Raw genomic sequence first — 22169 nt, 5'->3', positions numbered from 1 at the left:
CCGGGGGCACCCCACCAGGGGCGCGGGGCACCACTCCATATGCGGCTCCGCCGCGCGGGCGCGAACAACCACAACCGGCCCGCGCCTAGGACGCACCGTGGCCACCCACGGCGGCAACCGTCGCCGGGGGCACCCCACCAGGGGCGCGGGGCACCACTCCATATGCGGCTCCGCCGCGCGGGCGCGAACAACCACAACCGGCCCGCGCCTAGGACGCACCATGGCCACCCACGGCGCTCACCGTGACCGTCACCGGACCGGCCCGCCCCGTCAACCACACCCGCACCCGCCCATCCCGCACCGCCACCGCCACCGGCCCGGTGACCGTCACCCGCCACCCCGGCCCCCGGCCCGGCAGCGACAACTCGCTCACCCCGCGCCGGGGCTGGTACACCAGCCGATACCGCCCCGCACCCGGATCGTAGGACTGACTCCGCACCGACCCCGCCACCGCGACCGCATACGGACGGGCCGTCCGCTCCTTGTTGGGCTGGAAGCGCCCGTCCGCGTCCAGGGCGCAGTAGGAACCCCCGTAGCACCAGGTCCAGCCCGCCCAGCCGGCGGCGTACCGGTCCAGCGAGGCCAGCGCGTCGGCGTAGTAGCGCGGCATATGGGGCAGCGAGCTGTCGGGCGGGCCCCATTCGGCCACCACCACCGGGATCCGGTGCTCCCTGGGGTAGCGGACCACGGCCGCCTCATAGGCCTCGATCCAGCCGGCCCCGGGATCGTAGTCCCGGCCCAGTTCCATGGCGCCGCTGTAGAGGTGCGGGGCATAGACGACCCTGGGGTCACGGATCTCGCCCAGCGAGGTCGGCACCCCCTCCCCCACCACCGGCGTGGGCTCCACAAACAGCCAGTGGCGGCGGTCCACCGCGCGGATCGCGGCCGCCAGCCGCCGGTACATGGGGGTGATCTGGGTGGCCTCCACCCGCCGGGCGGCCGCCGGCAGGTCCTCACCGGGCCGGCTCTTGCCCATCGGCTCGTTGATCAGGTCGTAGCCGAGCAGGGCGGGATGGCCCTTGAGGCGATCCGCCAGCACCCGCCACATCCGGGCCTGCGCGGCCCGTAAGTCCGCGTCCTCGTAGAGATGTTGGAAGGCGGCCTGCACGGAGGGTTCGTAGTACTCGGAGAACCAGTCCCCGGGGTGGTGCTCATAGGGCAGGCCGTCATCGCGGGTGGCCCACTCCGGGATGCCGCGGTGGCCGCCGAACTTGGGTCCGTAGACATCCTGGTGGGCGTCGATCACCACCCGGACCCGATATCGGGCCGCCCAGTCCAGGACGTTCTCCACCTTGCGCAGATAGCGCTCGCTGTAGTGGCCCCGGCGGGGTTCCAGGTCGTCCCAGAAGACGGCCAGCCGGGCGAAGTTGAAGCCATGCGCGGCCAGGTCGCGCAGATGGCGTTCGGTGATGCCGGAGAGGGCCGACGCACCACGGTGGTCCTTGTCGGCGAGGTTCCAGCCATGGAGGGTGAGGGCCCGTCCCCGCTCGTCGGTGAGGGGCGGGATGCCGGAGTGGTCCGCGGCGGCGGCCGGGGACGGCAGCAGCCAGGCCACCGCCGCCGCCAGCGCTGATGCGATCAGACGTCTGGTCCGCATCCGCCGTTCATACCGTGAGCACGATTTTCCCGAACAGGTCGCCACCGGCCATCTTTTCGAAACCCTCGCGGGCCCGGTCCAGCGGCAGGGTGGAGTCGATGACCGGCCGTACCCCGGTCGCGGCGCAGAAGCTCAGCAGGTCCGCCAGCTCGTCCTTGGTGCCCATGGTGGAACCGACCACCTTGAGTTCCAGGAAGAAGATGCGGGTGAGTTCGGCGGACGGCGGGTTGGGGCCGCTGGTGGCCCCGGAGATCACCAAAGTACCGCCCGGCTTCAGCGACTTGACCGAGTGCGACCAGGTGGCGGCGCCCACCGTCTCGATGACCGCGTCCACCCGGTGCGGCAGTCTGGCCCCCGGCTCAAAGGCGGCCTCGGCACCCAGTTCCACCGCGCGAGCCCGCTTGGCCTCGTCCCGGCTGGTGGCGAAGACCCGCAGCCCGGCGGCCGCGCCCAGCACAATGGCGGCCGTGGCCACGCCGCCGCCGGCGCCCTGCACCAGCACCGACTGGCCGGGCCGCACACCGGCGTTGGTGAACAGCATCCGGTAGGCGGTCAGCCAGGCCGTGGGCAGACAGGCGGCCTCGGCGAAGGAGAGTTCCCTGGGCTTGGGCAGCACATTCCAGGCGGGCACGGTGACCCGCTCGGCAAAGGTGCCCTGGTAGCGCTCGGTGAGGATGGAGCGCGGCTCATCGGGCCCCACGCCATGGCCGCTCTGGCCGATGACCGAGTGGATCACGACCTCATTGCCGTCCGCGTCGATCCCGGCGGCATCACAGCCGAGGATCATCGGCAGGACCTTCTCGTCGAGGCCCACACCGCGCAGCGACCACAGGTCGTGGTGGTTGAGCGAGGCGGCCTTGACCTGGACGGTCGTCCAGCCGGGCCGTGCCTCGGGTTCGGGGCGCTCCCCCAACTCGAGTCCGTTCAGCGGCTGGTCACGGTCGATGCGGGCGGCGTAGGCAGCGAACATGATCCGAACCTAGCGAAGGCGCCGCGCCCGACGGAACGGGGTGGGGGTGTGACACGCGCCGTATTGGGCGGCCCCCGCAGCGAATCGAGAAAGGGCGGGTCCGGGGTGGAACCCCGAGGACCCGCCCCGCGCGCTCAGCGGCGCGCCACTCCGTCCGCCCGGGCGGCGGCCGCCACCGCGGCGGTGACGGCCGGGGCCACCCGCTCGTCGAAGGGCGAGGGGATCACACAGTCCGCGCTCAGCTCATCCGCCACCACCGCGGCCAGCGCCTCGGCGGCGGCCAGCTTCATGCCCTCGGTGATGCGCGAGGCACGCACCTGAAGGGCACCGGCGAAGATGCCGGGGAAGGCCAGCACATTGTTGATCTGGTTGGGGAAGTCGCTGCGCCCGGTGGCGACCACCGCGGCGTACTTGTGGGCGACCTCCGGGTGGATCTCCGGGTTGGGGTTGGCCATGGCGAAGATCAGCGCGTCCTTGGCCATGGTGGCCACCGCGGCCTCCGGCACCGTGCCGCCGGAGACGCCGATGAACACATCCGCGCCGTCCAGCGCCGCCTGGAGGCTGCCCGACTTGCCGGCCTTGTTGGTGAAGCCGGCCAGCTCCCGCTTGACGTCGGTGAGGTCCTCGCGGTCCGCGGAGACCACGCCCTTGCGGTCGCACACCGCGACATCACCGATGCCCGCCTCCACCAGGATCCGGGCGATGGCCACCCCGGCCGCACCCGCACCGGAGATCACCGCGCGCAGGTCGCCCAGGCCGCGGCCGGTCAGCTTGGCGGCGTTGCGCAGCGCGGCCAGGGTGACCACGGCGGTGCCGTGCTGGTCGTCGTGGAAGACCGGAATGTCCACCCGCTCCTGGAGCTTGCGCTCGATCTCGAAGCAGCGCGGTGCGGAGATGTCCTCCAGGTTGACGCCGCCGAAGGACGGGGCCAGCCGGGCCACCGTCTCCACGATCTCGTCCACACCCCGGCAGTCCAGCGCGATGGGCACCGCGTCCACACCGCCGAACTGCTTGAAGAGGATGGCCTTGCCCTCCATCACCGGCAGGGACGCCTCGGGCCCGATGTCTCCCAGGCCCAGCACCGCGCTGCCGTCCGTGACCACCGCCACCACCTGTGACTTCCAGGTGTAGTCATGCACCAGCTCCGGCTGTTCGGCGATGGCGCTGCACACCTTGGCGACACCCGGCGTGTAGGCGAGGGACAGGTCGTCCCGGTCGCGCACTGGGACGGTCGCCGTCACGGCCATCTTGCCACCCCGGTGCAGCGCGAAGGCCGGATCGAAGGGCTCCTCCGGCCCCGGCCGGCCCGCATCGCTCTCGCTGCGAGGGTTGACGATCTCCGCTGCCACTATCTTGACCCCTTTGTCGTGATTGCTTATCGAGGGTAACCGCCCCTGGTTTGCGGGGAGGGTCGGGCACATGTCCTCGGCCCGGCGGTGCGCGGGCCACCGCGCGAGCGGCAGTACGGACAGCGGACGCGCTCGCACCTGCGCGTCCTGGGCCCCGGGTGCGGGGTGTAACTGGTCTTTCTACCGGAAGAGCGCTACGGCCGACGAGTGAGATAGGGCCGGGGCCGTCAGGCCAGGCACCGGGTTCGGTCAGAAAGGTGTCAACTGGTCTGCGAAGTCCATGGACTGAGACAGCTGGTACGTGAGATGCCTCTCGTCGCCAAACGAACGCAATCGGTCAACCTTGGGCAGCCGACGCACAGCACCCGGTTCCGAACGGGGTACGCCTTGTTATGCGATTTTGACATTGCTGGCCCCCCGAACGGTGTGCTCCAGATGGCAAGATGCCGAATCACCCGAGGTCGTGGCGGGCCGGAACGGCGCCTGTGGCTCGGGGAAGCAAATCGCGCGTGCAACGCAGTGTTCAGATTTTGGCCATCCCCTCACCCGCAGGAGGACCCAGCAATGACCGCAAGCACCACCCTCCGCCCGGCTGCCGCCAGGAGTCGTTTGGCCGCCGCCGGCGCGATCGCGGTCGCCGGCGCCCTGCTGCTGACCGGCTGTGGCGACCAGACCAAGAGCCACTCGGACAGTGACAACTCCTCGGCCAACAGCAGTTCGGCCCCACTCTTCGACAAACTGCCGCAGTCGATCAAGGATTCCAAGGTCATCAGGGTCGGTTCGGATATCGCCTACCCGCCGGTGGAGTTCGTCAAGGACGGCAAGACCGTCGGCATGGACCCGGACATCGCCGATGCGCTCGGCAAGCAGCTGGGCGTGAAGTTCCAGTTCAACAACTCCAAGTTCGATGCCCTGATGGCCGGTCTGCGCTCCAACCGCTATGACATCGCCATGTCGGCGATGACCGACACCAAGGACCGCCAGAACGGCGTGGACCCGGAGAAGAAGACCAAGGTCGGCGAGGGTGTCGACTTCGTGGACTACTTCCAGGCCGGCGTCTCGATGTACGTCCCCAAGGGCAAGGACCAGGGCATCAAGTCGCTGGACGACCTGTGCGGCAAGAAGATCGTGGTCCAACGCGGCACGACCTCCGAGGACATGGCCAAGAAGCAGGCCGACAAGTGCGGTGACAAGAAGCTCTCCATCGAGGCCTTCGACACCGACATCCTGGCCCAGACCCGGCTGCGCAGCGGCGGCGCGGACGTGGGCCTCAGTGACTTCCCGGTGGCCGCCTTCGCGGTGAAGACCTCAGGTGGCGGCAATGACTTCGAGCTGGTCGGCGACCAGGTGGAGGCGGCGCCGTACGGCATGGCGATGAGCAAGTCGCAGACCCAGCTGCGGGATGCGATCAAGGCGGCCATGGACAAGATCATCGCCAGCCATGAGTACGACCAGGTCCTCGACAAGTGGGGCGTCAAGGCGGGCGCGATCAAGGAATCCAAGATCAACGGTGGCTCCTGACAGCAGAACTCCGCGCTCAACCGCTCGCTGAAAGGCCACAGTTGTGTCGATAGAGAAGGACAAGGGTTCCAAGGAACCGACGGACGCCCCGCGTCCGGATGAGACCACGCCCGACGGCCCGGACGGGCCGGACGGCACCGGTGCGGACGAGAAGTCCGCCGCCAAGACCGACGACGCTCCGGCCACCACCGGGGACGGCGACGCCCCTGCGGCGGACGGCGACGCCCCTGCGGAGGCAGCTGCCGAACCCGCCGCGGACGGCGACGTCCCTGCCGAGGCAGGCGCCGAACCCGCCGAGGACGGCAACGCCCCTGCCGAGGCAGGCGCCGAACCCGCCGCGGACGGCAACGCCCCCGCCGAAGCCGGTGACGGCGAAGACCGCACCGAGGCCGCCGGGCAGGACGCGGACAAGAAAGCGGACAAGGACGCGGACAAGGCGGACAAGGACACGGACAAGAACGCATCGGCCCCAACCGACCCGCCCGCCCCGGCCGTTACCGAGAAGACCGCCTCGGGCCGTACGGACAAGACCCCCTCCGCCCGTACGGACAAAGCCGGCCCGGACGGCAAGGGCACCGCCCCCGCCTCTGCCACCACCACCGCCCCCGAGGCCATCAAGGCCATCCCGGTGCGCCACTACGGCCGCTGGATCGCCGCGGCCGTCGCACTCGCCATCCTGGCGGCGCTGATCAACGCCTTCGCCCAGGGCAACATCAACTGGAACGCTGTTCCGGACTACTTCTTCGACTCCAACGTCCTCAAGGGCGTCCGCAACACCATCATCATCACCATTCTCTCGATGGTCGTGGGTGTTGTCCTCGGCATCGTCCTGGCCGTGATGCGTCTGTCCAAGAACCCGGTCACATCCTCCATCGCCTGGGGCTATATCTGGTTCTTCCGCGGCACCCCGGTGTATGTGCAGCTGCTGGTCTGGTTCGACCTGGGCCTGGTCTTCAAGTACATCAACCTGATGCCGTTCTACAAGGACTACTGGTCGTCCTTTATGACGCCGTTCCTGGCCGCCCTGCTGGGGCTCGGCCTGAACGAGGCGGCGTATATGGCGGAGATCTGCCGGGCGGGCATCCAGTCCGTCGACGAGGGCCAGACCGAGACCGCGCACGCGCTCGGCATGAGCCACGCCAAGACACTCCGCCGGGTCGTCCTGCCGCAGGCGATGCGGGTCATCGTGCCGCCGACCGGCAATGAGTTCATCAATATGCTCAAGACCACCTCGCTGGTGATCGCCGTGCAGTACTACGACCTGCTCCAGGCGGCCACCAACATCGGTCAGACCTCCGGCGCGACGGTGGAGATGCTCTTTGTCGCCGCCGCCTGGTACCTGGTGCTCACCAGCCTGCTCAGCGTCGGCCAGTACTACCTGGAACGCCGCTTCGCCCGTGGCGCGCAGCGCCAACTCCCGCCCACGCCCTGGCAGAAGCTCAGGGCCAACGTTCTCTCCCTGCGCCGCCCCCAGGAGGCCCGATGACAGCCATGGTCAAGGCCGAGGGCGTACACAAGTCCTTCGGCGCCACCCAGGTCCTCAAGGGCATCGACCTGGAGGTCGCGCCCCGCGAGGTGTTCTGCCTGATCGGCCCGTCCGGCTCCGGCAAGTCCACCTTCCTGCGCTGTATCAACCACCTGGAGAAGATCAACGCCGGGCGGCTGTATGTGGACGGCCAACTGGTCGGCTACCGCCAGGACGGCAACAAGCTCTATGAGCTCAAGGACCGCGAGGTGGCCGCCCAGCGGCGGGACATCGGCATGGTCTTCCAGCGCTTCAACCTCTTCCCGCATATGACGGCGGTGGAGAACGTGATGGAGGCGCCGGTCCAGGTCAAGCGGGAGAGCAAGGCGGTGGCCCGGGAGCGGGCGCTGAAGCTGCTGGACCGGGTGGGTCTGGCCGACAAGGCGGGCAACTACCCCTCCCAGCTCTCCGGCGGCCAGCAGCAGCGGGTGGCCATCGCCCGTGCCCTGGCCATGGAGCCCAAGCTGATGCTCTTCGACGAGCCGACCTCCGCCCTGGACCCGGAGCTGGTCGGCGACGTCCTGGATGTGATGCGGGGCCTCGCCGAGGACGGCATGACCATGGTGGTGGTCACCCATGAGATGGGCTTCGCCCGCGAGGTGGGCGACTCCATCGTCTTCATGGACAACGGCGTGGTCGTGGAGTCCGGCCACCCCCGTGAGGTGCTGACCAATCCGCAGCACGAGCGGACCAAGTCGTTCCTGTCCAAGGTGCTCTGACCCGGTCCAGGATCCTCCGGCACTCGCCCGGGTGGCGGTGTCCGGCCCTGATGGCCGGCACACCGCCACCCGGCACTTGCATGTAATACCCTCGTGGTAACGACATCCGTTACCTACCGGCCCAGCTCGCTCCGTCCGGGCCGCCGCAAAGGATCCCCGTGGAACTGGCCCTCTATTCGGATTTCGCCGTCCGGCTGGTCAACACCGAAGAGCCGGCGCGCGGCACCGACACCCTCACCTCCATCGAGGCCGCCCGGTCCCTGTTCGGCGCCAGCTCGCAGATGGCCCGCCGGCTCAACGACAGCGATGTGACCCGGCTGCGCGGCGTGCGCACCCGGCTGCGCGCCGTCTTCGAGGCGGCGGACGAGGGCGATGAGGTACGGGCCGTGGACCTGCTCAACGCCCTGCTGATGGAGTTCCCGGTCAGCCCCCAGGTCTCCGGCCATGAGCACCGGGACGCCGACGGCCGCCCCCTGTGGCATATGCATATCGCCGACCACGCCAGCAACGCCGCCGCCGGCTACACCGCCACCGCCGCCATGGGCCTGGCCGTGCACCTCACCGAGCTGGGCGTGGACCGGCTGGGCATCTGCCAGGCCGCCCCCTGCCGCAACGCCTACCTGGACACCTCCACCAACCGCTCGCGCCGCTACTGCTCCGACCGCTGCGCCACCCGCGCCAATGTGGCCGCCTACCGGGCCCGCAAGCGCCGGGAGAGCGAGCGTCCCGGGTAGCCCACCGCCCGCATCGGCCGCACCGCCGAGCACACCCACCTCAACCAGGCGGCCACCGACCGGCCACCCGCCTCCGGTGGCCGGCGCAGCCGGATCCAGGCCCGGGCCACCACCAGTTCGTCCGGCACCGTGCCGAACTCCCGGCTGTCGTTCTCCACCAGGGGGTTGTCCCCCATCACCCACCAGCCGCCCTCGCGCCGCTCCACCGCGCGCTTGACGATCAGCAGGTCCTGCCGGAACGGGTGGCGCACCACCACCACATCCCCGGGCCGTACCGCCGCTCCGTACTGGACGACCAGCTGGTCCCCCGGGTTCAGGGTCGGGACCATCGACGGGTTGTAGACCTCGGCCAGCCCGATCCGCAGCAGTCCGCGACGCTCGCGGTCCAGCTCCTGCCCGCGCTCGTCCAGTTGCTCCTGCACCACGGCACCTCACTCCCGGTCCAATCACCATCCGGTCCCGGACGGGCACCGGACTTTTGTCCTAAGCCTGCCGGGGCACCCGAGAAAAGCCTTCCCACACCGAGTAATCTCGCACCTGAGAAGACGATCACGAGGAAGGACAGCACCTTATGCTTTCCCGCCTGTTCGCTCCGAAGGTGAAGGTCAGCGCCCACTGCGACCTCCCCTGCGGCGTGTACGACCCGGCCCAGGCCCGCATCGAGGCCGAGTCGGTCAAGGCAGTCCAGGAGAAGTACCAGGCCAACGAGGACCCGCACTTCCGTGCCCGGGCCACGGTTATCAAGGAGCAGCGCGCCGAGCTGGCCAAGCACCACATCTCGGTGCTGTGGAGCGACTACTTCAAGCCCCCGCACTTCGAGAAGTACCCCCAGCTGCACCAGCTGGTCAACGACACCCTGAAGGCGCTGAGCGCCGCCAAGGCGTCCACGGACCCGAAGACGGGCGAGAAGGCGCTGGAGCTGATCGCCGAGATCGACAAGATCTTCTGGGAGACCAAGAAGGCCTGATCTTGGATCACGCCTGCTGACCTGCGGTTTCCTTGATCCCCTGGTCTTGCAGTCCGCACCCGGTCCGCAGTCCGCCGAGCACGGCGTCCATGACGGACCGGGTGCGGTCTTCCTCGCCCGGCCACAGGTGGGCATAGATCCGCAGCGTGATGACTGCGGACGCATGCCCGAGGACGAGCTGAACCTGCTTGACGCTCGCCCCGCCGGCGATCAGCGCGGAGGCGAAGAAGTGGCGCAGGTCGTGGGTCAGCATGTGCGGCAGCTCGACAGACTTACGCCCCTCGCGTTCGGCCGCCTCGTTCTCCTCCGCTTGGAGCGCCCTGCGGGCCGCAGTTCCACTCCGTCTTCCAACGACGGTAGTTGAGGGGCTCACCCTCCTCCATCGTGAACAGCCACTCCTTGGAGGGCCGCGCGGCGAGATGCGCGAGGAGGGCGTCGGTGACCACCTCGCCGACCGGCACCGTACGCCGGGACTTGACTGTCTTCGGCGGACCGATCTTTCCGGACTGAAGGCGCTGCCGTTCGACGCGGATGGTGCCGGTCTTGAAGTCGACGTCCGATACCTTGAGGCCGATCAACTCGCCTATGCGCAAGCCTGATCCGGCGAGCGTGACTATGGCCGCACAGATGTACGGCGGCATCACCCGTGCAATGGCAGCGACTTGGGCGACCGTGGGCGGGGTGACCTCCTCGTCCGGCATCGGCGGGAGGATGATCCGCCGGCACGGGCTGGACGCGATGACCTTGTCCTCGACGGCTGCGGTCATGACACGCACGAGGACGTCGTACACGTTGCGCACGCTGCCGGGACCGAGCTGTTCGGACAGACTCTTGAACAGCACTTGTATGTCGTTGCGACGTATCGCCGCCATGGCGCGGGAGCCGAGCGCCGGGACCAGGTGCAGCCGCAGCGCGTTGTCGGTGATGCGCTCGGCCGCCTCGCCCGCGATGAGCGACTCCTCCCACTTGTTCGCGTACTTCTCGAACGAGATCTGTCCGGCGCGCGGGTCGACGTACCGGCCCGTGACGATGCTGGCTGTGACCTCGTCGAGCCAGCGCTGGGCGTCGAGCTTGCGGTCGAAGTGGCGGGCATGCTCCTTGCCGTCGAGGTCGCGGTAGCGGGCCCGCCACTTGCCGTTGGGGCGTTTCTGGATGTTGGCCAAGTCGGTTCTCCCTTGGGTTGGTTATCGGTGGTAGCCGCCGCTCTCGATGTACTCGGTGAGGGCGCGGGCGTCGCGCTCGTCGCCCATGAGGCGAAGGCACTGCTCGTGGATGGCGCGTGAGCTGTCGGGGTGGGCCTGGATGTGCTCGGCCGTCGCGACGACGGCTTGGTGGAGACGGTCCTGGGCGTCGCGGGACTCGCAGAACGCCTCGACGGCTTCCTGCACGAGGCGCCGCCCGTCCATGTCGATGCCTTCAAGCGGCGGGGACATGAGCTCTTCCAGGGGCAGCTCGAAGACTCTGGCGAAGGCGAGGGCCTCGTCGAGGTTGATGCGGCGACGCGGCTCGCCGTTCTCGATGCGCCAGACCACGGTCTGGTTCATCTCCACGCCAGCCTTGGTCACCCGCTCCGCCAGCTCGGTCGTGCTCCACCCCCGCACTTCGCGCTCCAGCGCCACGCGTGCGGCGACGTTCCCCTCGCTGTAGAGCAGCGGCACCTCCGGCGCCGCCTCCGGCCACCATCGAGCGGAACTCCATGCGGCAGCAGCCGCGTTCAACCGCGCCCGCCGCTCGACGATTCGCGCCGACCACCAGACTGCCAACGCCCTGCGCGAGGCCGCCAAGGAACTCGCTTACTCCTCCCACGAGCCCGGCGGACTCGCCGTCGCCCTGCTCTTCGCCGCCCTCCACCTGGCCCGCGCCGCCGCCAAGTGGCACGAGCAACGAGGCCACGAGCAGCAGACCGCAGCGGCCGAGGAAGCCTTCCGCCACCTCCAGGCCGGCCACCAGCAGGCCGCCGAGCCCATCCTTGCGGATCTCGCCCGACGCGCCCCACGCACCACAACCACCCGCCGCTTCGAACAGGAACTTCGCGCCGCCCTCCCCCATCACGCCGACCGCGTCCTCGCCGACCCGGCGTGGGTCGCCCTCACCACCACCCTGGCCCGCGCCGAGACAGCCGGCCACAACCCCCGCCGTCTCCTGACCGAAGTCGGCGCCGACCGAGAGCTCGCACCGCCGAGCGTCCTGCCGAAGTGCTCAACTGGCGCATCACCACTCAGCCGAGCAGACGCCGTCGGGCAGCACGTAGGCGAAGCACGGTCGGCGGTATACCGCCCATGTTCACCGTGCCGCCGCGATCTACGGCTGCAACGGTGGACACAAGGCCCGACGGCCGTGGGCGAGCGGTCACCCGCCGGTGAGGTGTGCGGCCCGCTGTCGTAGCTGCTCCGCCTCGGCGACGCCCTTGTACCACTCCAGCCGAACGTGCATGTTCTGGGCGGCGTCGAGGACCTTCACGGAGCGGACGCCTTCCGCGCAGTCGAGGAATTCGGTCCAGGTGGCCAGGGCGCCGTCGAGGTCGCCTTGGCGGAGGTGGATCTCACCGAGGTGGCCGAGGACGCTGGCGCGGGACCGACGGCGGTCAAGGCCGTGGATCTCCAGGGCCTGGCGGAGGTGTTCCTCGGCGCCGTCGAGGTCGCCCATCTTGGCGTGGATCATCCCAGCCGTGTAGGCCCACCGGCCGTGGCTGAAGTGCGAGGCCCACGACTCGCCGGGCCCACTCGTCGCGCGTTCGATGGCGGTCTGGGACGTAGTGAGGGAGCGGGTGGCCAGCCGGCGGTCGCCGTCGAGGGCGGCGGCGTCGGCGAGCGTGATCTCGTAGTAGGCAACCACCCGCGGGTCGCTGATGTCCTTGGCGTACTCCACGCACTTCTCGGACAGCCGTAGGGCGACCGCGCGGTGCTTGGGACCGAGGTCCATGGTCTGAACGGCCAGGCCGCGCAAGGCGGTAGCAGCCAGCTCGGGGTCCTTGGCCTCGGCGGCGAGGCGGTAGGCGTGCGCGTAGTACTGCTGGGCCCGGCCCTGGTGCTCGGGGTCGTTGCCCTCGTCCTGGGCCATCCAGCCGGCGAGGTGGACGAGCTGGGAGGTGGCGGCGAACAGCTCGCGGCCGGTGGCCTCGGTGTACTTCCCGTTCAGCCACGGGGCCACGTCGTCGGTGAGGTACCGGACGGCCAGGTGACGGGCATGTCCGCCACCGAGTTCGGCGGCGGCGTCGCCGAGGGCCTGGACCATCTGCTTGACGGCGGCTACTTCGCCCTTGCCGACCCGTACGGCTCCGGCCGGGGCCGAGCGGACGCGCCGGGTGATGGCATCGAGGTCGGGCAGCGCGAGCGCGCTGAGAGCGTATCCGCTGGTCGCGGCCAGGAACCTCCGGCGTTGCACGTCTCGCACCCCCAACTGGATGAGTGATCCCACGGTATCTGCGGGTTGTGGGCCAGGGTGATCTGATTCCGTCACTCCGGCCCGGTCTAACCCCAGTTCGAGAAGACGATCGATGTACGGCAGCCAGTACTCCGGCCGCCGCTGGGCTTCCATCCAGCGCCATGCGGACTTGCGGTCGAGCCCCTTGGGGCCGCGTCCTTCGAGAATGCCCAACCTGCGGGCCAACTGGGACGGTCCCCAGCCACGTTCCTCGCACGCCATGCGGATGCGTGCGGCCAGTTCCTTGTCACTGAGCGTCAGCGTCCTCACCGTGCCCCTCCTGCCCCGGGCCGGGCCCACACGGGCCCACACAGGGCCCACGCTGACCCACATCCTGCCCCCTCCCAACGGGGGGTGACTAGCCGTTCACTGATGTTGCACCCGCAAGGGGCGGCCCTTGAGGGGCCAGCCAAGTACGGGTGTAGCAAGGCCCGTTGACGTGCGCCCACAACAGGAGTGCACGGGACGGCGATGCAGAGGAAGAGGAGGTGGACACCATGGAGACGACCAAGGCCCCGGCCTACGTCGCGCCGGTGGTTCTGGACGCCGGTTCCGTCGCCAAGGTGACGCTCGGCACCAAGAACTTCGACACCGACGACGACACCCAGTACAAGACGGGCACCGGCAGCGGCAGCTGACCCGGTCCGCGAAGCCGGGTGCGGCCCCCACGCCGCGCCCGGCTTTCCCCTTTGCGCAGCCGAACTTCGAGAAGGGGTGTGTGATGCGGTGGAGTGCGGGTTGGGAGGGCGGCCCGGCGGTGTGGCGGCCCCGGGCGGGAAGGCGGGTGCCGGGGCTGGGCGAGGTCTGGACGGCCGGGTGGCCCCAGGCCCAGGTCCGTTCTGCCGGGGACGGTGTGGTCGCCCTGGCCGTCGTCGGGGTGTGCGGGGCCAGTGGGAATCAGCTGGAAGGCGCCCTGGAGTTGGTGCGGCATCAGCGGTGGCGGGAGCTGACGCGGTGGCCGGGCTCGTACCTGGTGGCCGCCCGCAGCGGCCCGGTATTCGCGGTGATCGGTGACCTGTCCGGGCAGCACCCGGTGTTCTACCGGCGCGAGCCGGCGGGAACGCGGTGGGCGACGTCAGCCACGGCCCTGGCCCGGCTGGACGGGGCGCCGGTCGATCCCGTCGCGCTTGCCGCCCATCTGGCCCTCGGCCAGCCCGACGTGCTCGCGGAGAAGAGCCTGTTCCGCAGCGTGCGCCGCGTCCCCTTCGGATACCTGCTGGAGATCACCCCCGACGGGGCCCGCGTCGCGCGCTACGAGCCCTCCCAGGCCGAACCGGCGGACCTGCGGGAGGCGGCCCCGGTGGTGCGGGCGGCGCTCGCCGAGGCCGTCGAAGCCCGCTTCGACAGCCGCCCGGTCAGCTGTGATCTGGCGGGCCTGGACTCCACCACGCTCGCCTGCCTGGCCGCCCGCCGCCAGAGCGTAACGGCCGTGACGTTCGCCGACGCCCGCCTGAAGGACGACGACCTCGCCTACGCGGCCCGCACGGCCGCCGCCGTCCCGGGCATCGACCACCACGCAGTCCCGGGTGGGAAGGAGACGGTCTACTACGCAGCCGTGGACGACATCACCGGCCTGCCGGTGACGGACGTCCCGAACGCTTACACGGTCACCGCCACCATCAAGCGGGCCGTCCTCGGCGCCGTCGTGGACCACCAGGCGCCGGGGGTGCACTTCACCGGCTCGGCCGGAGACGCTCTGCTGTCCGCGCCGCCGGTCTACATCGCCGATCTGCTGCGGCGCCGCCAGCACCGCCGGGCCTGGCAGCACGCCCAGGGGCACGCGCGGCTGCGGAACACCTCCGTGTGGGCCGTACTCGCCCAGTACCGTCCGGCCGCCCGCAGCACGCTCCCCGACGAATGGCGGCGCACGGCCGCCGAGCTCCAGGCCGGGCCGAGGCCGTGGATGCCGCAGGATCGGCGGCCGGCAGCCTGGTCGCCGCTGCTGGCCACGGCCGACTGGATGACCGGCAACGCCCGCCATCAGCTCGCCGCCGCCCTCACCAACGCGGCCGACCAGCTCACCGAGGCGCACGCCAGTCTCGCGGCCTGGTCGGAAGAGCAGGATCTCGCCCACGTCGGGACCGACGTCAACGGCTGGCGGGAGCTGGCCTCTTCCGAGTACGGCATCGAGCTGGCTGCCCCCTACCTCGACAACGAGGTCCGCAGGGCCTGCCTCGCCGTGCCGGCCGAGCAACGTGGGGCACCCGGCCGGTTCAAGGCCCTGCTCGCCGAAGCCTTCACCGGCAGCGGCATCGTGCCCGGCTTCGTGCTGAACCGGCGGACCAAAGGCGGCTTCAGCGGCGTCTCCTATGCCGGGCTCGTCGAGCACGCCCCGGTCCTCCGCCGCCTGCTCGGGCCCTCCTCCAGGCTCGGCGCCATGGGGCTGATCACCGAGGAACCGGTGGCAGCGATGCTCACGCGGGCGGCGTCCGGGCTCCCGCTGGCCAAGGGCGCCCTGCACCTGGCTGTGGCCGCCGAGGTGTGGCTGCGACAGCTCGAACAGCCCGTGACCTGGTGGGAGGAGAGGCGGCATGTGGCAGTTGCTTGACGGAGCCCACCCGGTACTGACCAACGAGGGCGGGGCCATCCTCAGCGAACGCACCGGCAGGTGGACCTACCTGACGCCCACTGCGTCCGCGGCGGTGCTCTTCCTGCTGGCCGGCAACGACGAGGACCAGGCCGCCGGGCAGTACGCCGCCGCCTACGGCCTGCCCCGGCACCAGGCCGCCGCCGACGTCCGCGCGGTGTCCGACGAACTCGCCACCCAGGGCATCGCGGGGACGGCTGTGGCCCGCCGCCGACGGGGGTGGCGGCGGTGACCACCATGGAGTCGTTCTCCACCTCCCGCACCGGCCGGTTCCGTGACCGCCTCGCCGCCGCCATCGGGCTCGCCCTGGCCCTGGTCCTGTTGGCTCTGCCGTTCCGGCACACCGTCCGGGCCGCCCGGTGGGCCCGACGCGCCGGCCGACGCCCTCTCGGCCGGGAACGGGCCGAGGACCTGGTCGCCGCCGTGCGGCACACCGGTCGCCTGTGGCCCGTCCGAGCCGCCTGCATGGAGACCAGCCTCGGCGCCATGCTCGCCGCAGCCCTCCTCGGCCGCCGCCTCGACTGGTGCCTGGGAGTGCGGTTCTCCCCGCCGCCCACCGAGTACCACGCCTGGGCCTCCCTCCCCGACGACGGCCCGGTCGGTGAGTACACCGAGGCCGGATGGCACCACGTGGCCTTGACGATCTAAACCCGTCAACTCTCCACGTCAACGTGGCGATTCACGTGTCCCCCAAACGCAAGCGCCCGTTGAGGAACGCGTCCTGTCCCCACTCTCAAGGAGCCAACTCCCATGACCACCACCGTCGCCCCCGCCGTCGCCCAGGCTGCCGCAAAAGTCCCCGAGCGGCACTACACCCACAACGAGGCGAGGGGCGCGACCATCCACCGCACCAACCCGACCTTCGTCCGCCGGGACTTGTCCTTCCTCGACGTTGAAGCGGGCATGCGCGTCCTGGAGATCGGCACCGGCTCCGGGCTGACCGGCGGCCTGCTCGCCGAACTGGTCGGCCGGACCGGGCACGTCGTGTCCCTGGACATCGACCCGTTCCTGACCCGCTGGGCGAACCACATCCACGACGCCCGCGGGATCGGCAACATCCGCTGCCACGCGGTCAACGGCACCGACGGGTTCCCCGAGAAGGCGCCGTTCCACCGGCTCGGGGCCTGGTGCACCCCGCCCCGGCTACCGAAGACGTGGGTGGAACAGGTCAACGACGGCGGCCTGATCGTCGCCACCCTGCCGATCGCCCCCGTGCCGAACCTCGTAGTCGGCGCCACGATCCGCATCACCGACGGCCGCCCGTACGTCGAGCAGGTCTTCCCCGGCGCCTATATCGAGACCGTCGGCTCACCCCGCAGCACCTTCGCCGTCCCGCCCCGGTGGGTGGACTGGGAGAACCGCGTCCCGGCCACCTCGTGGATCTCGGTCGCCTGGCGCGACCAGGACGACTGGAAGAACTCCGCCGCCCACGCCATCCTCGACCGACTCCTCGACCCCGGCCACACCGAGCAGTACCAGGGCGAGACCATCGACTGGTCCAGCCTGCGGCTGTGGCTGGCCGCCACCGGGACACGGCTGACGATGACCGAGCTCGCCGAAGACGTCCCCGGCCTCGGGCACTCCACCCGCCACTCGGTCGCCGTGGTCCAGGAGGACGGCACAATCCTCGCCGACTCCGCCGGCTCCGGCTCCCTGACTGTCCTGCGAGGCTGGCTCGCCGCCTGGGACGACGCCGGACGCCCTGGCCTCGACGCCTACACCCCCACCCTCGTGCCCGACATGGACACCGACGTCCCCGGCTGGGACCTCCGCCTCAGCCGATAGCAGCCGGCCAGCCCAGAACACCTTCGGCGACCCGCATTGTCCACCACCGCAAGCCCGACACAGCCACTACCGCGGATCGCTGTTCTCCTCTGCCCCCGGCGCAGCGCAGCGCCAGGGGCTCCAGCGCCCTATTCGTGCGAATCTGCCAATATGGGGTCCGACGAAGGGGGCGGTGGGGGCGCCATCTCATCACTCAGGGCTCGCAGGCTTCGAGCGCGCTCGGGCTGGCCGTAGCGGTCAAATATATGGGCCAGGCCGGTAACCAGGTGCCGACGAGCATCGTCAGGCAGGTTACGCACGAAGTCCTGGAGCAGGGCGGCCACTTGAACCCATGTGTTACGTGGAGCGTAGGAAGCCGCAGAGGCGACAAGCTTTTCGACCCGTTGCACGGTCTCGGTATCGATGGCCTCGGGGTGGTCGAGGAACCAGTAGGCGAAAGCCAGAGATGGATCGCTCAGTAGAGCCTCGCGTAGGTCTTGAGCTCGTTGGAGACGATGTTGGTCGTCGCGAGCACGCCGTTCAGCATTGTGTTGTTCGCGTAGGAGACGGTTAACGTGAGCGGCTTGTTGAGGGTCGGCAGTCAGCTGGATGCGGGCCCATAGCAGTCGGACAGGCGCACCCGGCACTTCGACAGGCTGCCCCAAGCGGCTATTGATGGCAGCCTGGGCAGCCGCCTCCCGGCTGAGTTGCAGTTCCCCGGTGATGCCTTGGGCCACGGTCAGCGCGTGGGAGGCGGCCGCATCATGCGGATTCTGGTGCTGGTGACGTCCAGGCAGGTCCTGCCAGGCACCAGTGAGATACGCCTCGAAGTGATAGCCGGGCGTCCGGCTGGGCAGGGTGCAGCTCAACTCCAGTATGCCGTGGCGCCGCCGATGCCACAGCCTGCTAGCCCACTGGGGCATGCGGCTCGGACATGGGGGCGGCCGGGTCAGCGCGGTGCAGAGCAAGGATCAACTGGTCCCGCAGGTACCCCTGGTCGGTAGGCGGCTGCGAAGACTGTACAGGCGCCCAGGAGTAGAGCAGACGGTTGAGGGCGAGAAAACGCTCAGCCACGTAGACGGGATCGGTCTGCGGTTGGTACACGGCATGCTGAAAGATGGTCAAGATCTGCTCACGCAAGTCAGAGTGGGCGACTGCCGCGTCCATCCAAACGTTGAGAGCCTTCCCAAGAGGCTTTTGGAAGGGCACGCTGTTGTCGAGCAGGCCTCGCCACCGGGCAGCGTGCCAGGCCCAGTGGGCATCCTCATGTGCCGCGGTCAGCAGGACGGGGCGGCCACCTTCAGCAGTACGCGCTGCCAGGTGGACGAAGGCGTGATGGGCGGCGGTACGACGGCCTTCCTGCGTGCCGGCAGCCCACTCCTTGAGCCTGTCCTGGATGGCCTGCCGCTGTTTGGGCAAGTCCCACAGCACAGTCAACGCTTGTCCCACCGTGCCGAGGACCTCCTCACTCTCGGTGTGGGCAGCGAGTTCGGTCAACCTCAACAGCATCATGGTCGGGTAGGCAGCTGCGAGACGCTCGCACGCCTGGGCCAGCGCCACCTTGAGGCGAGGCGGGACTTCCTCATCGCTGCGGCGGGCCCAGGTTAGGTAGGCCGCACAGGCACGACGGCTGGTCCCGGGGTCCAGGACGGCTGCGGTAAGGAGGTCAGAAGCCTGCTCGGGAAGGGACTCAGCCCACTGCTCGGCGATCTCACGCAGCAGCTTTGTGGTGCGCTTACGGTCCATGTAGTCCAGCGCCCAGCCAATCACCCGGTCAGCTAGCTGGTCAGTGATCTCATCGGGCAGGTCCTTGTTGTTGGTCTGTGCGGCGGTCCAGCGGGTGAAGTCCTTGATGAGATGGGGACGGTCGGCCCAGAAGTAATCGACGACAGCCGCAGCAAAGCGAGGGCGCCGAAAGGCGATGGTGTCCTCTTCCGTCAGGTCTGCTTCGATGGCATCGGTCAGGGCGATAACGCCCAGGCCCTGCTGGCCGGTGTGAGGCGCAGGAGTCTCGCCCAGAGCGCGGGCGAGGACATCGGCGGCTGCGTATACGGTCTCCGCCGTGGCGCCGTCCAAGACAGACGCAGCGAGAAGGTAGTTGCGGTGGGCGCTGTCGCAGTGGTTATTGTGCCACTCCAGCAGCCGAGTGCGCCAATCTTCGGCCGCCTCGACCACATGGTTGACCAGCTCCTCGAAGGACTGTCCCGTCTCCTCTTCAAGGCGTTCGGCCTCCCGGATGATGTGAGCCCACTCGACCACTGCAGCCGGGACCAGGTCGTCAATGCCATCGGTGATCTTTTTGGCGTTGAGCCAACGGGCCGCTTCCACCGGCGGCGTGACCTTCTCCAGGTGGGCACGCAGCACCCGCTTAGAGTCGGGAAACGGGAGTTCGTAGTCGAGGTCGGTGGTTCCCTTGGCGGCTCGCTCCCAGGCTTCGGTGCTGATGAGAACGGCCAGGTAGGAGCCAGACCGCTGAAGATGTGAGGCATCCTCAGCCAGAGCAGGGCCGATCCCGGAGTGACGTCTGTCACCTTCATCGCGAAGGTCCAAGATCCAGCCTGTGTCCTTACCTTGCAGCCCCTCGGCGCCGTTGAAGGGTTCACCGGGCTCGCGTCGCACCTGCCGAATATGCGTGCCCACCTTCTGATGAAGGGCGTCCAGGGCAGCGGTGTAGCGGCCGGCACCCTCCGGACCATGCAGTACGAGCACATTCTCCCGAGAGAGAATGCCGGTCAGTGCAGCCCGCTCCTCCACGGATCGTTCGTATGTTGCCAGACGCTGGGTGATCCAGTCCGGGTTAAGCAGGTCACCGCGTAGCCGGTGGATCTCCTGAGCGATCTGGATTCCAATGGCAACACCGTCGTTACGTCCGAATCGCTGCTCGACCGAGATATGAGGGTCGTAGTCGGCGACCGGACCCTCCTCTGCGTCCTGGTTCGCTCGCTTCTCCTCACCCCGCGATAGCTCGTGCAGCTCCTCGCGGCCCGACCGACTGTCACGAAGTTCGGGAGAGGGAGCGTCCTGGGTAGACAACGACTCAGAGTGGCCCGTGAAAGGCTGCTTGCCCGCCTCGGAGTCCCTTGGGCCGCTCTCCGGAGAAGGTCTTTCAAGGCCAGGAGATGGAGTGCCGTTCAAGGTGTCGTCGGCGCTGGGCGGAGCGGGAGGGCTCGGCGGCGTGCCAGGCTGGGGCGGGGTTGGGGCGTCGCTCTCGGTGGTCATTCCTACATCTCGCAGTCGGCTGACGGGCTGGCATTACGAGGTACGGGGCGTTTATGAGGGCGGAGAGCTGCCGATCCGGCGCGCACGCATGCCGATGTTGATACCGCCCTGCTCCACAGTGCCGATTTCCTGAAGTACGCTGGCCGCTCCGGTGACCTCATCGGCGTCCATGCCGGTCTGCTGACCTGCGACACGTTCAGTGCGCTGATGCACGAAGGGCCCTGATTCCTGGCGTTCTTCGCCAACGAAGGTCAAACGTTGGCCGTAGATTTCCTCCAAAATCCCGCGCAGCCGTCCCAGCGCATTCAGTAGCGGGGTATCGGTCAGACCAATAGGCGCGCTGCCACGGTGGTACACACTTAACTCGCCGCGCAGTCGCTCCAGTTCCTGTCGGCGTGCCGCGAGTTGACCAGCATCGGCCTGGAGCGGGAGGGTGAGAGCACCCATCAATTCGGCTGGAATCTCCGGATCAGGCTCCGGAACGCCACCGCGGTCCAGGAGCCGTTCAAGACGCTGGTAGAGGAACGTCATGGTAGGGGTCAGTCCAGCGCCGATTACAGCAGACAAGGCAGAGAAATCCGTCACGGCTCCCCCAGGGTGCGGATGCGGCCAGGCCATTCAGAGGGATTCTCACCGCAGCACCACACTGTCCTCTACTCGCTTGCTGAATTTGACCTAAAATCACACCTCGTCAGCTATTGGACTGAAACCCAAAATTGACATATTTCGGGATGCAGCAGACATATAGGCCACCAAAGCGGCCTCAGGCGATGTGCGGTTTGCGCCGACGGCTGTGGAAGCTCCCGTGAGTTTCAGCGACAAGTTGGGCCTGACGGTGCCGAACTCAGCCGCACATGGACAGAAGTGCAGGTCGATGGAGTCGGCGTGCTCAGTCAGCTAGAGCGGGGCAGAACAGGCTTCGCGGACCACAGCGAGCGCGCTCCCACCGTGCCCATCGGGGCTCAAGCCCCTCCTGAACCCTGACTCGGACACATCCGCTACCGCCACCCCTAGGACGACCGCAGTCCGCACACAGTCCGCAAGACACCCGATGACGACCGTCGCACCTCATCGCCAGCAATCGAGGAAAGGCCAGGTCAGCGACCTGCAGCAGCTATCACCACAGGTCGCCGACCCACCCCGTTACTAGGAGACCAAGAAGGCCTGACGCCTCCCGGCAGCAGCAACCATCCGCACCCGGTCCGCAGTCCGCCGAGCACGGCGTCCATGGCGGACCGGGTGCGGTCTTCTTCGCCCGGCCACAGGTGGACGTAGATCCGCAGCGTGATGACTGCGGACGCGTGGCCGAGGACGAGCTGGGCCGCTGCTTGGAGCGTCCTGCGGGCGCAGTTCCACTCCGCCTTCCAGCGGCGGTAGTTGAGGAGCGCGCCCTCCTCCATCGTGAACAGCCTCCCATGGACGGCCGTGCGGCCAGGTGCGCCAGGAGGACATCCGTGACGACCGCTCCAACCGAAACCCGTCCGCCGGGACTTGGCGGTCCTGGACGGCCAATCTTCCCGGACTGGAGGCGCTGCCGCTCGACGCGGATGGTGCCGGCCCTGAAATCGACGTCCGACACCTTGAGGCCGGGCAACTCGCCTATGCACAAGCCCGATCCGGCGAGCGTGACGGTGGCCGCGCGGCTGCACGGCGGCATCCCCGGCGCCTCCTGGCCACGGTCAGCGCCCAGCGAGCTCAGGCTGCGCGCAATCGGAGCACCGCCAGCGGCGCATCGTCCATATCGCCGCGCCACACCGTCTGGCCACATCAGTGGCCATGAGGCCCGGAGAACGC

Annotated in this window: 18 protein-coding genes and 4 pseudogenes; 11 read left to right on the top strand and 11 right to left on the bottom strand. The window is 69.1% G+C overall.

What is annotated here, in order from left to right:
* Positions 1 to 208 precede the first annotated feature (208 nt).
* The 3 genes from ACIHFE_RS06285 to ACIHFE_RS06275 form a co-directional block, all read right to left on the bottom strand.
* Positions 209 to 1597, bottom strand: coding sequence for a cellulase family glycosylhydrolase (locus ACIHFE_RS06285; protein WP_400104639.1), 1389 nt, complete (start codon positions 1595 to 1597; stop codon positions 209 to 211).
* Between the two features lie 7 nt (positions 1598 to 1604).
* The gene (locus ACIHFE_RS06280) at positions 1605 to 2567 is read right to left on the bottom strand and encodes a zinc-binding dehydrogenase (RefSeq protein ID WP_400104638.1); all 963 of its coding nucleotides are present in this window, start codon (positions 2565 to 2567) and stop codon (positions 1605 to 1607) included.
* Between the two features lie 134 nt (positions 2568 to 2701).
* The gene (locus ACIHFE_RS06275; RefSeq protein WP_400104637.1) at positions 2702 to 3916 is read right to left on the bottom strand and encodes an NADP-dependent malic enzyme; all 1215 of its coding nucleotides are present in this window, start codon (positions 3914 to 3916) and stop codon (positions 2702 to 2704) included.
* A 564-nt stretch (positions 3917 to 4480) separates the two neighbouring features.
* On the opposite strand from ACIHFE_RS06275, the gene ACIHFE_RS06270 reads away from it, so the two are divergent.
* From ACIHFE_RS06270 to ACIHFE_RS06255, 4 genes and pseudogenes are all read left to right on the top strand, one after another.
* A complete protein-coding gene (locus ACIHFE_RS06270) occupies positions 4481 to 5437 on the top strand; it encodes an ABC transporter substrate-binding protein (RefSeq protein ID WP_400104636.1) in 957 nt (318 codons plus the stop codon).
* A 613-nt stretch (positions 5438 to 6050) separates the two neighbouring features.
* Positions 6051 to 6923 carry an amino acid ABC transporter permease gene (locus tag ACIHFE_RS06265; protein WP_400105021.1) on the top strand — a complete coding sequence of 291 codons (873 nt, stop codon included), beginning with the start codon at positions 6051 to 6053 and terminating at the stop codon, positions 6921 to 6923.
* Between the two features lie 5 nt (positions 6924 to 6928).
* A complete protein-coding gene (locus tag ACIHFE_RS06260) occupies positions 6929 to 7681 on the top strand; it encodes an amino acid ABC transporter ATP-binding protein (RefSeq protein WP_400105020.1) in 753 nt (250 codons plus the stop codon).
* A gap of 158 nt (positions 7682 to 7839) precedes the next feature.
* Positions 7840 to 8406 (top strand): annotated as a pseudogene (locus ACIHFE_RS06255) (CGNR zinc finger domain-containing protein); the annotation flags it as partial.
* Here ACIHFE_RS06255 and sodX read toward each other — a convergent pair.
* Positions 8373 to 8837: a nickel-type superoxide dismutase maturation protease gene (gene sodX / locus ACIHFE_RS06250; protein WP_400105019.1), complete on the bottom strand. Its 465-nt coding sequence runs from the start codon at positions 8835 to 8837 to the stop codon at positions 8373 to 8375. The pseudogene ACIHFE_RS06255 and the gene sodX sit on opposite strands and share 34 nt — an antisense overlap.
* A gap of 149 nt (positions 8838 to 8986) precedes the next feature.
* On the opposite strand from sodX, the gene sodN reads away from it, so the two are divergent.
* Positions 8987 to 9382: a superoxide dismutase, Ni gene (gene sodN / locus ACIHFE_RS06245; RefSeq protein WP_400104635.1), complete on the top strand. Its 396-nt coding sequence runs from the start codon at positions 8987 to 8989 to the stop codon at positions 9380 to 9382.
* A gap of 7 nt (positions 9383 to 9389) precedes the next feature.
* Here sodN and ACIHFE_RS06240 read toward each other — a convergent pair.
* Both ACIHFE_RS06240 and ACIHFE_RS06235 read right to left on the bottom strand, forming a co-directional pair.
* Positions 9390 to 10545 (bottom strand): annotated as a pseudogene (locus tag ACIHFE_RS06240) (tyrosine-type recombinase/integrase).
* A gap of 21 nt (positions 10546 to 10566) precedes the next feature.
* The gene (locus tag ACIHFE_RS06235) at positions 10567 to 11100 is read right to left on the bottom strand and encodes a helix-turn-helix transcriptional regulator (protein ID WP_400105018.1); all 534 of its coding nucleotides are present in this window, start codon (positions 11098 to 11100) and stop codon (positions 10567 to 10569) included.
* Here ACIHFE_RS06235 and ACIHFE_RS06230 point away from each other — a divergent pair.
* Positions 11054 to 11745 (top strand): annotated as a pseudogene (locus ACIHFE_RS06230) (mobilization protein); the annotation flags it as partial. The gene ACIHFE_RS06235 and the pseudogene ACIHFE_RS06230 overlap by 47 nt on opposite strands.
* Here ACIHFE_RS06230 and ACIHFE_RS06225 read toward each other — a convergent pair.
* On the bottom strand, positions 11732 to 12766 hold the full coding sequence (locus ACIHFE_RS06225; protein WP_400104634.1) for a tetratricopeptide repeat protein: 1035 nt from the start codon (positions 12764 to 12766) through the stop codon (positions 11732 to 11734). The pseudogene ACIHFE_RS06230 and the gene ACIHFE_RS06225 sit on opposite strands and share 14 nt — an antisense overlap.
* A 536-nt stretch (positions 12767 to 13302) precedes the next feature.
* Here ACIHFE_RS06225 and ACIHFE_RS06220 point away from each other — a divergent pair.
* The 5 genes from ACIHFE_RS06220 (at position 13303) to ACIHFE_RS06200 (ending at position 17177) form a co-directional block, all read left to right on the top strand.
* Positions 13303 to 13443, top strand: a complete 141-nt coding sequence (locus ACIHFE_RS06220) for a lasso RiPP family leader peptide-containing protein (protein WP_107431004.1) — start codon at positions 13303 to 13305, stop codon at positions 13441 to 13443.
* Positions 13444 to 13526: 83 nt separating this feature from the next.
* Positions 13527 to 15353, top strand: a complete 1827-nt coding sequence (locus ACIHFE_RS06215) for an albusnodin/ikarugamycin family macrolactam cyclase (RefSeq protein ID WP_400104633.1) — start codon at positions 13527 to 13529, stop codon at positions 15351 to 15353.
* The gene (locus tag ACIHFE_RS06210; RefSeq protein WP_400104632.1) at positions 15337 to 15624 is read left to right on the top strand and encodes a PqqD family peptide modification chaperone; all 288 of its coding nucleotides are present in this window, start codon (positions 15337 to 15339) and stop codon (positions 15622 to 15624) included. Before ACIHFE_RS06215 ends, ACIHFE_RS06210 begins: the two co-directional genes overlap by 17 nt.
* A gap of 5 nt (positions 15625 to 15629) precedes the next feature.
* Entirely contained in the window at positions 15630 to 16040 is a 411-nt protein-coding gene (locus ACIHFE_RS06205) for a lasso peptide biosynthesis B2 protein (RefSeq protein WP_400105017.1), read from the top strand.
* 102 nt (positions 16041 to 16142) lie between these two features.
* Complete coding sequence (locus ACIHFE_RS06200; RefSeq protein ID WP_400104631.1) at positions 16143 to 17177, top strand: protein-L-isoaspartate(D-aspartate) O-methyltransferase; 1035 nt, start codon at positions 16143 to 16145, stop codon at positions 17175 to 17177.
* A gap of 128 nt (positions 17178 to 17305) precedes the next feature.
* On the opposite strand, the gene ACIHFE_RS06195 is transcribed toward ACIHFE_RS06200, so the two are convergent.
* The 4 genes and pseudogenes from ACIHFE_RS06195 to ACIHFE_RS06180 form a co-directional block, all read right to left on the bottom strand.
* The gene (locus ACIHFE_RS06195) at positions 17306 to 18025 is read right to left on the bottom strand and encodes a hypothetical protein (RefSeq protein WP_400104630.1); all 720 of its coding nucleotides are present in this window, start codon (positions 18023 to 18025) and stop codon (positions 17306 to 17308) included.
* 37 nt (positions 18026 to 18062) lie between these two features.
* Positions 18063 to 20189, bottom strand: coding sequence for a hypothetical protein (locus ACIHFE_RS06190; RefSeq protein WP_400104629.1), 2127 nt, complete (start codon positions 20187 to 20189; stop codon positions 18063 to 18065).
* A gap of 237 nt (positions 20190 to 20426) precedes the next feature.
* The gene (locus ACIHFE_RS06185) at positions 20427 to 20906 is read right to left on the bottom strand and encodes a hypothetical protein (RefSeq protein WP_400104628.1); all 480 of its coding nucleotides are present in this window, start codon (positions 20904 to 20906) and stop codon (positions 20427 to 20429) included.
* A 566-nt stretch (positions 20907 to 21472) separates the two neighbouring features.
* Positions 21473 to 22032: pseudogene (locus tag ACIHFE_RS06180) on the bottom strand (hypothetical protein); the annotation flags it as partial.
* Positions 22033 to 22169 lie beyond the last annotated feature (137 nt).

The sequence above is a fragment of the Streptomyces sp. NPDC052396 genome (genome assembly GCF_044593195.1).
Taxonomy (GTDB): Bacteria; Actinomycetota; Actinomycetes; order Streptomycetales; family Streptomycetaceae; genus Streptomyces.
Note: the sequence above shows the minus strand (reverse complement) of the source record. Positions and strands in the feature narration are given on the sequence as shown.

Bases quoted from the DNA above. Each gene is read 5' to 3' on its own strand.
- ACIHFE_RS06215 (WP_400104633.1), top strand. From the start codon at position 13,527: ATGCGGTGGAGTGCGGGTTGGGAGGGCGGCCCGGCGGTGTGGCGGCCC.
- ACIHFE_RS06260 (WP_400105020.1), top strand. From the start codon at position 6,929: ATGGTCAAGGCCGAGGGCGTACACAAGTCCTTCGGCGCCACCCAGGTC.
- ACIHFE_RS06200 (WP_400104631.1), top strand. From the start codon at position 16,143: ATGACCACCACCGTCGCCCCCGCCGTCGCCCAGGCTGCCGCAAAAGTC.
- ACIHFE_RS06205 (WP_400105017.1), top strand. From the start codon at position 15,630: ATGGAGTCGTTCTCCACCTCCCGCACCGGCCGGTTCCGTGACCGCCTC.
- ACIHFE_RS06220 (WP_107431004.1), top strand. From the start codon at position 13,303: ATGGAGACGACCAAGGCCCCGGCCTACGTCGCGCCGGTGGTTCTGGAC.
- sodN (WP_400104635.1), top strand. From the start codon at position 8,987: ATGCTTTCCCGCCTGTTCGCTCCGAAGGTGAAGGTCAGCGCCCACTGC.
- ACIHFE_RS06280 (WP_400104638.1), bottom strand. From the start codon at position 2,567: ATGTTCGCTGCCTACGCCGCCCGCATCGACCGTGACCAGCCGCTGAAC.
- ACIHFE_RS06185 (WP_400104628.1), bottom strand. From the start codon at position 20,906: ATGACGTTCCTCTACCAGCGTCTTGAACGGCTCCTGGACCGCGGTGGC.
- ACIHFE_RS06285 (WP_400104639.1), bottom strand. From the start codon at position 1,597: ATGCGGACCAGACGTCTGATCGCATCAGCGCTGGCGGCGGCGGTGGCC.
- ACIHFE_RS06210 (WP_400104632.1), top strand. From the start codon at position 15,337: ATGTGGCAGTTGCTTGACGGAGCCCACCCGGTACTGACCAACGAGGGC.
- ACIHFE_RS06270 (WP_400104636.1), top strand. From the start codon at position 4,481: ATGACCGCAAGCACCACCCTCCGCCCGGCTGCCGCCAGGAGTCGTTTG.